Consider the following 14,519-nt stretch of genomic DNA (forward strand, 5'->3'; position numbering starts at 1 on the left):
CGCACTTGGTGTTTGCAATGCCAAGTGCGGTTTGTTTTTTAAGACTGTGGAAACTTATTCTACCGTCACTGCTTTCGCTAAGTTACGCGGCTGATCCACATCCGTGCCTTTGATCAATGCGACATGATATGCCAATAATTGCATTGGTACGGTGTAGAAAATTGGTGCCACCACTTCGTCCACTTCCGGCATGGTGATGATTTTCATGTCTTCGGTTGAGCTGAAGCCGGCTTTTTCGTCGGCAAACACATACAACTGACCGCCGCGCGCGCGCACTTCTTCGATATTCGATTTCAGTTTTTCCAACAGTTCATTATTCGGCGCAACCACGATCACCGGCATATCGGCATCAATCAGCGCCAGCGGACCGTGTTTCAACTCCCCTGCAGCATAGGCTTCAGCGTGAATATACGAAATTTCTTTCAGTTTTAACGCCGCTTCCATCGCGATCGGGTAGTATTCGCCACGCCCTAAGAACAACGCATGATGCTTCTCGGCAAAATCTTCCGACAGTTTTTCAATCGCTGAATCAAACGCCAACGCTTGCTCAATTTTCGCCGGCAGGCTTTGCAGTGATTTGATGATTTCACGCTCTTTCTCAGCGGAGATTTGTCCGTTTAATTTGCCGATTGCTACCACCAATAACAGCATGGTTGCCAATTGAGTGGTAAACGCCTTAGTGGAAGCCACCCCGATTTCCACACCGGCACGGGTCATAAACGCCAAGTCGGATTCGCGCACCAGCGAGGAGCCGGAAACGTTACAAATGGTCATTGCCGACATATAGCCTTTTTCTTTTGCCAACCGCAACGCTGCCAATGTGTCCGCCGTTTCACCCGATTGCGACAGCGTCAACAACAGGCTGTTCGGGCGGGTAACAAATTTGCGATAACGAAATTCTGAGGCGATTTCCACATCGCAGCTCACGCCTGCGAGGGCTTCAAACCAATAACGCGCCGCCATGCCGGAATTATACGACGTACCGCAAGCAACGATTTGAACGTGTTCGACTTTTTCCAGAATTTCGCGCGCACCGTTGCCGATACTGTCGATGATGACGGAATCGTTGGCGATCCGTCCTTCCAGCGTATTGATGATTGCGGTCGGTTGCTCAAAAATTTCTTTTTGCATGAAATGGCGATATTTGCCTTTTTCAGCCGCATCATTTTCCAGATTGGATTCGTGAACTTGGCGCTCCACTGGCTCACCATCACGATTATAAATCTCAATTGAACGGCGGCGGATTTCGGCGATGTCGCCCTCTTCCAAGAAAATAAAACGGCGGGTAACACTCAGCAGAGCTAATTGATCGGAAGCTAGAAAATTTTCGCCCAAGCCCAAACCGATGACGAGCGGGCTGCCGGAACGCGCGGTGATCAAATGTTCCGGTTGTTCACGATGCAACACCACCATGCCATAAGCGCCGGTGAGTTGTTTCACGGTTTTTTGTACCGCTTCCAGCAAACTGGCAGAAGTACGGTTTTCCCACTCCACTAAATGCGCGATCACTTCGGTGTCGGTTTGTGACAGGAATTGATAACCGCGCGCTTTTAAAATTTCACGCAGTTCTTCGTGGTTTTCAATAATGCCGTTATGTACCACGGTAATATCACCGGAAACGTGTGGATGCGCATTGGCTTCCGACGGTTCTCCGTGCGTTGCCCAACGGGTGTGAGCAATCCCGGTTCCGCCAATCAGCGGCTGGCTTGCCACTGCGTCGTCAAGGGCTTTCACTTTGCCCAAACAGCGCACCCGCTGCAGGTTATGTTGTTCGTCCACCACTGCGACACCCGCCGAATCATAGCCGCGATATTCCAAGCGGTGTAAGCCTTCGATTAAAATTTCCGCGACATCACGCTGCGCCACTGCGCCAACAATTCCACACATAGTTTTTCCTCTATCAATAGTATTAAATTATAAAATTAATTTGCCAAAATCACGTCAACTTGCTGTTGCTCGATTTGCGCGATCATCTCTGCAGAAATCTGTGAATCCGTGATCAGCACGTCGATTTGATCCCAACTGAGTTCTAAATTCGGCATTTTTCGTCCGATTTTTTGCGATTCGACCATCACCACCACTTCGCGCGCCGTTTCCGACATCACTCGGCTCAAACCGACCAGCTCGTTGAAGGTGGTCGTGCCGCGTTTCAGATCGATGCCGTCGGCGCCGATAAACAGTTGGTCAAAATCATAGGAACGCAGCACCTGTTCGGCAACCTGCCCTTGAAATGATTCCGAGCGCACGTCCCAAGTGCCGCCGGTCATCAGCAGCGTCGGTTCGTTTTCCAGTTCGGTTAATTGATTGGCGACGGCCAAAGAATTGGTCATCACCACCAGCCCCTGTTTTGGATTCAGCTGTTTAATCAATGCCGCTGTGGTGCTGCCGGAATCGATAATAATCCGATTATGATCACGAATTCGTTCAGCAGCAGCACGCGCAATCGCAAGCTTATGCTGCGAAAACGGTTCGTCGTGCTCATCAGACAGAATCTCACTCGGCATTAAAATCGCCCCACCGTAACGCCGCAACAATAAGCCGTTGTTCTCAAGTGCGGTCAAATCTTTGCGGATAGTGACTTCGGAGGTATTAAAATGTTGTACCAGACTTTCAACCGACACTTCGCCTTGCTGCTGCAACAGCTGCATAATCAAGTGCCGACGCTGGCTACTGTTTCGCTTTGACAAAATATCTTTCCAAACGATTGTTATAAGTTTCGGTTCGGAATTATATAGTGGGAGAAAATAGAGTACAACATATTATGACTATCTAATATGTGCTAATCTGACTTAAAATTAAACAGTTTTGGTTAAATACTTTAGGTTACAAGCTGCATGGCCTGCTGTGCAATGACTAGTTCTTCATTAGTAGGAATAACCCAAGCCGGGCGAAGAGAGTTGTTTGATGTAATCACACCCGTTTTGCCAAAACACATTTTTTCGTTCTGCTCTCGGCTTAATTCAAATCCTAATATCGAGAGTTTTTCCACTGTTAATTGGCGTATCAACACCGAATTTTCACCGATGCCACCTGTAAAAACCAGTGCATCCCATCTGCCATTCAATAAGGTACTATAGCCTCCAATATACTTTGCGAGACGATGAACATAAATATCCAGCGCATTTTTGGCATTGCTATCCGTATCATAATGCTCCGTTAAATAGCGGCAGTCATTACTCATACCACTGATTCCCAAAAAACCGGACTGCTTATTTAACATATTACTGACTTCTGATGTGGACAAAGATAACTTCTCCATTAAAAACAATAAAATTGATGGATCGAGATCACCACAGCGAGTTCCCATGACTAACCCCTCGCAAGGTGTAAATCCCATCGAAGTATCAACAGATTTACCGTTTTTAATTGCCGTAACAGAGCTCCCATTACCCAAATGACAGCTAATAATATTTAAAGTATCTATCGGCTTCTGTAATAATCTAGCTGCTTGTTTGCTGACATAATCATGGCTAGTACCGTGAAAGCCATAGCGTCGAATTCCATACTGCTCATATAATGCTTTTGGTAGTGCATATAAATAGGCGGATTTTGGCATTGTTGTGTGAAAGGCTGTATCAAAAATCGCAATATTTTTGGTACGTAAATGAGGAAAAGCAGCTAAAGCCGCATGAATTCCCAGTAAATTCGCGGGGTTATGCAACGGTGCAAAATCTACTGCGGCTTGAATACCTTGAATAACCGTATCATTGATTATGACAGCTTTCGTGTATTGTTCGCCACCGTGAGCAATTCTATGCCCAATTGCCTTAATGCTTGCTAAAAGAGATTTATTCGGCTGCAGAATATTGCGTAGGATAAAATCAAGTGCTTCAGTGTGTGCCGCTCCACCACTTAGTTCAACTTGATGCGAGACCGTATCTTTCCACTTAATCCGAGCGTCAGGTAAACCAAAACATTCAGCCAGACCGGAGAGATAATTCTCTCCGGTCTGAGCATCAATAACAGCAAATTTCAAAGAGGAGCTACCGCAATTCAGTACCAAAACTGTGGATTTAGACATACGCAATACCTTAGATATGCTTATTCACTTTTTGCTTTCGTCTCACTTGTAGCAGTTCTTCTTCTCGATGTACTCGGTTTATTTTCAACAGTCTCTGTCACTTGACTACCGATATCTGAGCACCCAAGTCCATTTTGGACGTCAGACACCTCAATTTCTTTGATTGTAATTGATTTTGACGGGGCCTCATCTTGCTTGAGCGCTGGAATGAGCAATTCTAATTCTTTAGCCGCCCTTGCAATCACTTTAGTAGCATAAACTTTGCCCACTTTCGCTACAGCAAAACTGGCAGCCTCCACTGCGGCATTCACCGCCCCCACTTCACCGGCAACTTTCACCACAACAAAACCACCTCCTTTTGTGATTTCATAGCCCAGCAGTAAAACATTCGCAGATTTTACAGCCGCATCAGCCGCTTCAAATGCGGCGGTTAAGCCAACGGTTTCAATTAGCCCTAAACTTTGTGGTTTCATCTTTTTATCCTCATCTGCAAGTAATTGATTTTCATCTTAACCGAGCGAGAATAAAAAAGTTTTGAACTGATGGTGGATTATTTTTCACTATCACTTCACCGTACACAAAATAATCCTATTCCCCGTTTACGCTATTCGACACCGACTTGTCGGCGGTATTCCGACGGCGACAGCCCGACTTCTTTCTTAAACAGTCGGCAAAAATAGTTCACATCATTATAGGCGAGCTCCAACGCAATGCTGTTGACTTGTAGATCACTAAAGCGCAATAACAGTTTTGCCAGCTCAATTTTCTGGCGAGAAAAATATTCCGAAAAGCCGATACCAAAATGTTTTTTATATAAACGACTGAGATAGCATGAGCTGACATAAGCATGTTCCGCCACTTCATCTAGCCTGATGCTGTTAAAAATATTTTTGCCGATATAATATTGCGCCCGTTGAATCGCATTCAAATTCGAGCCCAATTTTTTATATACAATATCGAAAATATGATTGCTGATATTAATCAGATTTTTCAAGGTCTTATAATAATTCTGCTTGGTGAGCTTGACACCACTTAACAATAAATCATATTGTTTAAGCTCATTCACAGCCCAGCCACGCTCTTTAATAATCTGCTGTAAGATATTGATTAAATGAGTAATCTCTAAATTATATGCTTCCGAATCCAGCATATTTTGATTCGCCAATTTCTCCATAAATAGCGAAGTCCATTTCATATATTGGAAATTATCAATCAACTCTTCTAGTTCTTTTTTCTTATTCTTCAACGCACAATTTTTCTGCTCATCAAATGAAAGGCTGTCTTTGATGGTATTGATCAACATCGGAGGCTTAATCGGCTTCAGCAGATAGTCATCCACTTTTAATCCGAACATATTTCTCGCCATCGCAATGTCATCATTTGCGGTAGTAACAATCACTTTGGTTTTATGTGATTTCGTGCGCAGGTAACGAATCACCTCCAACCCGTTTGGTAACGGAATGTTAATATCAACTAACATCAGATCAATATGATCGAGTTCATCAATAAATCGGATCGCATCGCTGCCTCGGTTTGCTTCAAAAATATTGATGCCATCAATATGACGATGGATAATTTTTTTTAGTGCCGCAACTTCGATAACCTCGTCCTCAACTAAGACAATATTATACATACCGACCTTCCTACTTAATTCATCTTAACCATGGGAACTCGCAACTGTACGGTTGTGCCCATACCTTTTTTATTGGCGCTATAAATATGAATCCCGTATTCTTCACCGAAAGAGAGTTTTAGACGATCATGCACATTTTTCAAGCCAATACCTTTTCCACTTGAGCTTTCAATCATGCCAGACAAAATAGAATTAATTTTATTTTGCTCAATACCATCGCCATTATCATTCACTGTTAAAAAAACATCTTTTCCATTATCATTCGCTTTAATCATAATATGACTTTTCTCTTCTCTCGGCTCGACCGCATAATTAAAACAATTCTCAACCAATGGCTGTAAAATTAAAAATGGACAGGTAACTTCTGAATATTTTTCATCCACATGAATTTCATAGCTAAACCGATCTTTCATTCGGCATTGTTGAATAGCTAAATAGCTTTCAATTGAATTTATTTCTGTACCAATCGTTATTAACTTATTATCACTTTTATTTAAGATATAGCGCATCATATCGGAAAAATTATACACAATATCTTCGGTTTGATTGGCATCTTCAAGGAATGCCAAGCGTCCGATGGTATTTAACACATTAAATAAAAAATGAGGATTAATTTGGTAGGAAAGGGCTTTATATTCGGCATCACGCAGCGCACCCTCCAGCTCGGCGTTGTTGCGCTGCTCCTCCGCCAGTTTAATGCTTTTGGCATGCAGTTCTTTTTGAATGTTGTTACTGTAACTCTGCTCGGCAAGGCTCTGCGTTACATTCAGCAGCAGGTGGGCTGCTGCCACAAATTTTTCATACGGCAGATAATTAGCTTCTTGATGCGCATGCACCAGCCGGTTGTCTTTTTTCCAATCATCAGAAGAATCAATGATATAAGGAATGTGTTTCTCTTTTTCCGGCTCAACCCGAATCTGTCCGGAAATAAACGCACCCAGATATTGATCGTGCACAATCAACGGCACGGCAAATTCAACAAAGCCACAATAGCAACGATAGAAAATCGGTTTGCTTGCCGACATCGCTGCCCGCCCACCGGCATTATCACACTCAAAACACTTGCCTGCCTGTTTGCAGTCCATGCGGGCTAAATTACAAAATGTCGAAAATCCGCTCGGCTCAATCACCGGAACGCCTTTTTCATCGACCACCACTAAGGCGACACCTAAGGCTTTGCTAAAATTATGTTGAATAACTTCCAGTTGTTTAATATCTAAGAGGTCATGTAATCGAAAGGAATAACTCATAAATACTCCTATGATGCAGCAATTACCCTCCTATTTGACAAGAAATCCCCTTATTTTCGATTTCCTGCTTAAATATATTCATTTTGTCTTTTTCAACTTCGCCGGTATTTCCCATCGGATAGATTCGCCCCAGCAATGAATATTTATTTTCACCATAGTTGTGATATGGCAGAAGATGAATGGTGGTAATGTTATGCATTAGTTTAGTGAAATCCGCAATCGCTTGAATCTCCGATATATTATCATTAACTCCGCCAATTACAGGTATTCTTACGATAGTTTTTGTAATATATGAGATTCGTATCACGTTTTCTAAAATAATGCGGTTATCCACACCTGTTGCATTACGATGAATCGTCGGATTAATTGCCTTAATATCAGTCAATGCCAAATCAACAAAAGGAAACACATCTTCAATCACCGCTTTTGTGGTTAAACCGGTGGTTTCAATCGCTGTATGCCAGCCTTTTTCCCGACACGCCCGCAACAATTCACGGGCAAAGTGCGGTTGACTCAACGGTTCACCGCCTGATAGGGTAATGCCACCTCCCGAACGACGATAAACATTGCTGTCTTTTTGCAACTCTTGCACCACTTGCGCCACAGTCATTCTTTTGCCTTTCATCAGCAGTGCTTGCGTCGGACAAACTTCGGCACAGTCACCACAGCCGACACAGGCTTGGCGATCAACAAAATTGGGATTGCTTATCGACAACACTTGATGCTGACAAACTGCGAGGCATTTGCCACAATGGATACAATCATTAGCTTTGAACAACAGCTCGGGTTTTGGATTTTGTGATTCAGGATTACTACACCATTTACACGCTAACGGACAGCCTTTTAAAAATGGAATAGTACGAATCCCCGGACCATCATGTAACGAGTAGCGTTGAATATTAAATAACACTCCTTCAGTATCATAAGCGATATTTTCCATAGTTGTCCCACCACGTCTATGTGATAAAAATGTGGTGAATAAGTTCTATCCACCACATTCACTGAGTGTATTAATAGTGCTGCTCTGTCCGACTGATGATGTCGTCCTGAACCTCTTTTGCCAATACAACAAATTGTGCACTATAACCTGCAACACGCACCACTAAATCATGATATTGTTCAGGGTTTTGCTGCGCTTTCAACAATGTTTCTCTGTCAATTACGTTGAACTGCACATGCATGCCTTTGCGATCAAAGTAGCCTCTCACCATACCGGCAAAGTTACGCAATCCACTTTCGCCTGCCAGTGCGGACGGAAGGAATTTTTGGTTATAAAGCGTACCATTAGAGGCAATAAAGTGATCCAGCTTCGCCACCGAATTGGCTGCGGCTGTCGGCCCCAGTGTATCTTTACCTTGGCGAGGGGAAACCCCGTCCGCCAGCGGCTCTTTGGCCAAGCGTCCGTCAGGCAATGCGCCCACGTCTTTACCAAACAGCACGTTTGCCGATACCGGATAGATCCCTGCTTGGAACTGACCACCCCGTGGGTTAGTGTATTTTTCCACCTCTTGACAATAGATTAAGGCACAACGGCGAGCCACTAAGTCCACTTCATCAATATCATTACCGAAGCATGGTGTGCTTTCTAAGATGCGGTGGATTTCTTGATAACGTGAATTGCCACCAGCGGTAGTGGTTGCAGTGTTACTGCCGGAAAGCAAGCGATACACTTCGTTTTTAATCGCTACCGGATCAAGTGAACCGCCTTGCGCAATCACTTGTTGAACCATCGCATACACATCTTGTTCACTAAGTGCGGCTGATGAAGTGCCTGCATGTGTACAACCACCAACCGGATAACCGAAGTTAGCTTGTAGAGCATCTTTCAATTCCGGCAGGGTGATTTTACGATCTTCAAACACTTGTTTTTGAATCGCATAAACCGAGTCACCGGTATCGGCAACACCGAACGCTTGCGGGCCGGTGAAGTTATAAATCGCACCGCCCTCTTGTAACGATTTGCCCCGTCCGATACAGTCATCAACCATCGCAGACAAGAATGGCAGCGGACAACGTTCGCCGTGGGCGATATCCACACAGTTACAGGATTCAACCAAATTGCGGACAAAGAATGCCATTTGTGTGCTGAATGCACGATAGAAATCGTCAAGACTGCGGAATGTGGTTAAATCACCGGTAACCGGTCCAAGCTGTTTACCGTTAACCTGTCCATTATTCAATGTAATATCTAAAATTTTCGCTACATTGAAGAACGCCGCATCATGCCAGCCTTCCGTTCTGTGAGGAGCTTGCGGTTCAACACAGCCGATAATGCAATAATCACGAGCATCTTTCAGTGAAACACCCCGATTTTGCAATGACGGAATAATCACCTCGTCATTATACATTGCCGGCACACCCAAGCCTAAGCGCACCACTTCACAGGCACGATGTAAGAACTCGTCCGGTGAGCCTTGCCAAACACGAATAGAGAATGACGGTTGTGGTAACCGAACGTGTGCGGTGGCTTCCATTGCCATGTAGCTCAACTCATTGGTTGCATCAAGCCCATCTTCGGTTTGTCCGCCGACACATAAGTTTTGGAACACGGCATAACCGGCGAATGCTTGCGCTGACACTTCATCGCGTGTTTTATTGATGTCGTTCAGTTTAATCCAGCAACAGTCCACCAGCTCTTGAGCAAAGGTCTGCGACAAGTTTTTATCCGCTTTATAATACGGATACATATATTGGTCAAAGCGTCCCGGTGAAATGGAATGGCCACTGGACTCAATTTGCAACAAACAGTGAATAAACCAGAAAGACTGACACGCTTCCCAGAAATTGGTTGCCCCGTATTCCGGCACACGACGGCAGTTTTGTGCAATTTGCAACAACTCAGTTTTACGAGTCGGATTGGTTTCACGCTGTGCCAATTCATTCGCATGATCCGCATAACGATGAGCGAAATTGATCGCTGCTTTATAGCTGATGATTACTGCACGATAAAACTGCTCTTTTTTGATCGATTCCGGATCTTTATGATCCAGTTTCTCCATCGCATTGTTCACTTCGCTGATAATGCCTTGGAAACCGATACGCAAAATTTTGCCGTAATCTACGCTGACATGCCCGACACCACCGTAGAAATAGTTGCCGACGGTGAACACACCATTCGCAATACAGTCACGGTTTTGTTGCGACATATAAGCGTTAGCTAAATCACTGGTAGTTCTGCCCGGCCAGTATAAAAAGGCATCGTGCAACTCTTTAGCGGTCTCTTTCGGGATAATAAACGGATCGGCAATGCGATGCTCCATCGTCTCGAACTCTTTTTCCACCCAGTCAAAAGAAAATTCCGGGCAAATTTCGGTTGAACGTGGATTTTTGGTAATTGCCCCGACAATCAATTCGTCTTCACGAATGGTTACCGGCAAATTGTTAAAGATTTTTTCAGCTACTTTGGCACGCCGTAAAATGGCCGGCAAGCCTTCCGTTTCCTTATACGCCTCTGTTGCAAGCACCGCACGCTCTGACTCTACATACGGCTTAGCATTCAGAATCATATTTTTTAATCTGACGACACGATCTGTCGGTTGGGAAAATCCTTTCTCTGCCATGATGTATGACTCCTATATAATCAAAATAATTAACGCAATAACTCAGGGAATAATCCCTAATTAAAATCCATGTTCATTCTGCTCGAGTGCTTCAATTGCCTCCATCGCAATTTTCACCGCCGAAATTTCGCCCAAAATCGCTAAGGTGGTCACGTGTTGCGGACAACTACCCGTGATTTCAGACACAATGACGTTGGCACTTTTGGCGGCAAGATCGGCATAAAAATACAACTCCGGAATCGACAGCATCAGCAACCCGACGGCATCAATATACTGTTGACCGACTAAGGTACGAGCCTCGCTCGACATTCGCCGCTTCATCATATTCAGCACCTCTTGGCTCGGTGCACTGATCAGTCGTTTCTTCATCTTGCCCGCCCTTTGCTATTAACGTACATTCAACGACTCAACCATCGTACAACGCCGCTGTCTGGCAAACGATTTAGCCGATGTCAGCCCCTCGCCCGTTGGTCCTGCGATGGTGAAGGTGCTGAATCCCTCGCCTCCAACACCAATGCCGGCATAGGACGGTCCGTTTTTCACAAAGATGGTGGTTTGAATCAGCTTTGCCATTTTGGTTAATTTTTCCACGTTGGTTGAGTGCATGATGGCGGTATGACGGTTGCCGTGTTCCACTTCAATGGCAAGATCAATCGCATCATCCACATTTTTCACTCGAATCAACGGGAGAATCGGCATCATCAATTCGTGGCGAACGAATGCATGATCACGATCGGTTTCAACTAAAATGACTTTAATATCTGCACCGGCTTCAATGCCCAATTGCTGCAATAGATAGACCGCACTTTTGCCGACAAACGCCGTGTTCACGCCGGTTTGGGTTTCATTCAACACCAGTGTTTGTAAACGAGCCACCAGTGCTGAATCCGTCAAACGGTATGCGCCGTTGTTGGTCATGCAATGGATCAGAAAATCTGCCACTTCATCAACCACAATCAGCTCTTTTTCGGCGATACACGGCAAGTTATTGTCAAAGCTACAACCGTTCACAATATCTTTTGCCGCTTTTTCCAGATTGGCCGTTTCATCAACCACCACCGGCGGATTGCCAGCCCCTGCGCCAATCGCTTTTTTACCGCTCGACATCACCGAACGCATAATCGCCGGCCCGCCGGTCGCCACCAACATATTGACCTTAGGGTGTTCGATCAGCACTCGGGTGCTCTCCATTGACGGCTGCTCCACAGTGGTGATCAAGTTGCTTGGTGCGCCCAATGCAGCTAATTTTTCATTAATCCGCTGCACCGCCAGTAAAGAGACATTTTTTGCTCGAGGGTGTGGGCTGAAAACCACGCTGTTGCCTGCCGCCAACATGCCGATGGAATTACAGATAATGGTTTCGGTCGGGTTGGTGGTTGGTGTAATCGAACCGATTACACCATACGCTGAGTATTCCACCAGTGTTAAACCGCTATCACCGCTACAAGCCTGAGTTGTCAAATCTTCTGTTCCCGGTGTATTCACCGCTGCCAATCGATTTTTCAACACCTTATCGTGGAAATTGCCCATGCCGGTCTCTTCCACCGCCATGCGAGCGATCTCTTCCAATAGCGATTGTTGCTGAAACAACTCACGAATACCGTCCACGAACAGTTGGCGATCCGCCATGGTGCAGAGTGCATATTGCCGCTGTGCAAGGTGTGCGGCGGCAATCGCCTGTTCCATATCGGAAAAAATACCGCTGTTTGCTGCGCCAGTGCTGGCTTCTTGCTGACGAGCTCCATTGAGTGCCTGATTGATGAAATGATCAATTGCCGGCACATCAGATGCTGGTGCAGACATGCTCGCTTCCTTGCGTGATTCAGGCAATGTTGAGATCTTCACCTCGTCTGTTGCTTTGTATTTCTGCAACACTTGCGCTACAGCTTGAGAAATCGCTAAATCGTCCATGCTATTATCCTACTTAAGTATTGTCCTGCTTATGCGGTAACGAAAATTAAATATACGGTGTCGTAACCGACTTCAACTCAGACGGATCAAGCGTTGACAACAGTTGTAATCCCACTTCCCGTGCAGCAATCACCGCTTGGCGCACAGCACCGGAATCACCGGAGAAGGTGAAAATCACTTCGTTGCTGAAGCTTGTGCCTTTGCTTGGACTAGAATAGCCCACTGCATCGACCACCGCTGATTTTGCCGCTACGTCTGCAATCACCACCCCAATCGACGCTGGACAACCAACGGTGATCCCGAACGATTTGCCCAATGGCGCGCCAAAGGCTTTGTTCAACGCATGACTGGCTCTTGCCGTATATTGAAACTCCAAATGTCCTGCCGGTGAGCCGTAAACATCACCCATGGTGCGTTCAATCTCGGTCAGTGACACTTCCACCGCTCTGCGTGCGTCAGATACATCTTGTGCGCCGAACAAAATCAAGCTGCCGTGTCCACCACCGCCAGCGGTATCCCGTGGCAATTCAATGGAAATAATTTCACTGTTGGTGGCTTTCACCGCTTCATCTGCAGCAAAAATATGCGGCCCTGCACCGGTTCTTGCCCCCAAAATACCGATGGAACGGTATTTTTTGTCAATCCCCATCAGCTCATGCAGCTGGCTATCTACATTGGCGATGACAAGCCCGATGGTCTGTCCGATGGCAGTGCCGACAAATTCGGTCAACCCACAACCGCTCGAATAAGAAGAGGCGCATTTGGTCTCTTGTTTGCCAAGCGACTGTTTTTTGATGACCTCTGATACAATTTGTTCTACAAGGCTGTTACTCATGTTGCCTCTCCTTTAGCGATTAACCTTTGATCAAACTGCTAGGCAGAATTTTTTCAACTTCGGTATGTGGACGAGGAATCACATGGATAGATACCAGTTCGCCGACTTTGCTTGCGGCCGCTGAACCTGCATCTGTCGCTGCTTTCACCGCACCAACATCACCCCGAACCATCACGGTAACAAAACCTGCACCGATTTTTTCATAACCAACCAAGGTAACATTTGCAGATTTCACCATCGTATCGGCTGCCTCGATTGCTGCGACCAATCCTTTGGTCTCAACCATTCCCAGTGCTTCTTGTTGCATATTGACTCCTTAATAATGAAATTGTCTGATAAGAGCAGCAATATTTATCCTAAGGCGAACCTGACGGGATAAATGTCTTGCTGATACCAAGCTTAGAGAGTCGGTGCTAGAAAGTCTTGACCACGGATTAGAGATTTTTGTTATCCCATTTTACTTCATGACAAAATAATCCTAATCGAACATCAGTTTAGGCAAAACAGGGGATAATCGGCTGAAACAGCCGATTGAATAGGGTGTAAAGTGCGGTTTCGAACGGCTTAACAGAGAGAAAGGGCAAACCGTTGTTTGCTGAATTGATGTGCGGTTGCCAACGCCAGTGCAATATCTTGCTCCACACTGCCGCCACTGATGCCGATTGCCCCGAGCAACACAGGAGCTGCATTTTCCGCAGTTGACCAACACGGGAATCCACCGCCGATGGCGCACAGTTCAGGAATGTGCCGTTCTAAGCCATAAAGTGCGGTTTGTGATTGCAACAGGGTATTCAGTTGATGGGTCGGCATGCGCATCGCCACCGCCGAATAGGCTTTTTGTCGGGCAAGCCGCTGACTGACAAGCAACACCTGCGGCATGCTGAAATAAAAACGTTCGATGCCGTTTGCGTCTGCGCATGAAAACGCAATCTCCAATTTCAGCATTTCCGCCTGCTGTTTTGCGATTATCGCCAACCGCTGCATATCGTCAAAGCTTAAACCATTCGCTTGCATATCCATTCCTTATACCAGTGAGATAAATTCCATATTATCGACAATGCCCACAATGGCGGCATCGATCACCGAATAGTCTTTATGGTGTGCAAAACGTGCCGAGCTACCGGTGGAAACAATCACAATCTCTCCGTTTCCTGCGCCGACCGTATCCACCGCAATTTCCGGATTAGTGTTATCCGGTTGCAATTGCGCATTTAAACGGGTGATCAGCAGTAGCTTCATGCCGCTTAACGACTCGTCCTTACTGGTTGAAACCACCGTGCCTATCACCTTCGCTAAATACATAACGCCT

The 14,519-nt window shown here is 45.5% G+C and carries 14 protein-coding genes; all 14 read right to left on the reverse strand.

All coding sequences use genetic code 11. The annotated features are described in order from the left end of the window. Positions 1–54: 54 nt before the first annotated feature. The 14 genes from glmS to ACUHGC_RS00765 all read right to left on the reverse strand — a co-directional run bounded on the left by glmS (position 55) and on the right by ACUHGC_RS00765 (position 14,512). On the reverse strand, positions 55–1,887 hold the full coding sequence (gene glmS / locus ACUHGC_RS00700) for a glutamine--fructose-6-phosphate transaminase (isomerizing) (RefSeq protein WP_446833794.1): 1,833 nt from the start codon (positions 1,885–1,887) through the stop codon (positions 55–57). A 35-nt stretch (positions 1,888–1,922) separates the two neighbouring features. Then, positions 1,923–2,648, reverse strand: coding sequence for a DeoR family transcriptional regulator (locus ACUHGC_RS00705; protein ID WP_446834808.1), 726 nt, complete (start codon positions 2,646–2,648; stop codon positions 1,923–1,925). Positions 2,649–2,818: 170 nt separating this feature from the next. Then, a complete protein-coding gene (locus tag ACUHGC_RS00710) occupies positions 2,819–4,021 on the reverse strand; it encodes an acetate kinase (RefSeq protein WP_446833795.1) in 1,203 nt (400 codons plus the stop codon). A gap of 20 nt (positions 4,022–4,041) precedes the next feature. After that, complete coding sequence (locus tag ACUHGC_RS00715; RefSeq protein ID WP_446833796.1) at positions 4,042–4,494, reverse strand: BMC domain-containing protein; 453 nt, start codon at positions 4,492–4,494, stop codon at positions 4,042–4,044. Between the two features lie 131 nt (positions 4,495–4,625). Next, positions 4,626–5,654, reverse strand: coding sequence for a response regulator (locus ACUHGC_RS00720; protein ID WP_446833797.1), 1,029 nt, complete (start codon positions 5,652–5,654; stop codon positions 4,626–4,628). Positions 5,655–5,668: 14 nt separating this feature from the next. Further along, complete coding sequence (locus ACUHGC_RS00725) at positions 5,669–6,904, reverse strand: sensor histidine kinase (RefSeq protein WP_446833798.1); 1,236 nt, start codon at positions 6,902–6,904, stop codon at positions 5,669–5,671. 22 nt (positions 6,905–6,926) lie between these two features. Beyond that, a complete protein-coding gene (locus tag ACUHGC_RS00730) occupies positions 6,927–7,844 on the reverse strand; it encodes a glycyl-radical enzyme activating protein (RefSeq protein ID WP_446833799.1) in 918 nt (305 codons plus the stop codon). Between the two features lie 70 nt (positions 7,845–7,914). Next, positions 7,915–10,464, reverse strand: a complete 2,550-nt coding sequence (grpM, locus tag ACUHGC_RS00735; protein ID WP_446833800.1) for a glycyl radical diol dehydratase GrpM — start codon at positions 10,462–10,464, stop codon at positions 7,915–7,917. A 60-nt stretch (positions 10,465–10,524) separates the two neighbouring features. Further along, entirely contained in the window at positions 10,525–10,833 is a 309-nt protein-coding gene (locus tag ACUHGC_RS00740) for a BMC domain-containing protein (protein WP_446833801.1), read from the reverse strand. Between the two features lie 18 nt (positions 10,834–10,851). Next, entirely contained in the window at positions 10,852–12,375 is a 1,524-nt protein-coding gene (locus ACUHGC_RS00745; RefSeq protein WP_446833802.1) for an aldehyde dehydrogenase family protein, read from the reverse strand. A gap of 46 nt (positions 12,376–12,421) precedes the next feature. Continuing rightward, on the reverse strand, positions 12,422–13,210 hold the full coding sequence (gene pduB / locus ACUHGC_RS00750) for a propanediol utilization microcompartment protein PduB (RefSeq protein ID WP_446833803.1): 789 nt from the start codon (positions 13,208–13,210) through the stop codon (positions 12,422–12,424). 19 nt (positions 13,211–13,229) lie between these two features. Next, entirely contained in the window at positions 13,230–13,517 is a 288-nt protein-coding gene (pduA, locus tag ACUHGC_RS00755; RefSeq protein WP_446833804.1) for a propanediol utilization microcompartment protein PduA, read from the reverse strand. A gap of 257 nt (positions 13,518–13,774) precedes the next feature. Then, positions 13,775–14,224 (reverse strand): GlcG/HbpS family heme-binding protein, encoded by a 450-nt coding sequence (locus ACUHGC_RS00760; RefSeq protein ID WP_446833805.1) that lies wholly within the window; start codon positions 14,222–14,224, stop codon positions 13,775–13,777. Positions 14,225–14,233: 9 nt separating this feature from the next. Then, positions 14,234–14,512, reverse strand: coding sequence for a EutN/CcmL family microcompartment protein (locus ACUHGC_RS00765; protein WP_446833806.1), 279 nt, complete (start codon positions 14,510–14,512; stop codon positions 14,234–14,236). Positions 14,513–14,519 lie beyond the last annotated feature (7 nt).

Source organism: Testudinibacter sp. P27/CKL/0425, assembly GCF_052931395.1.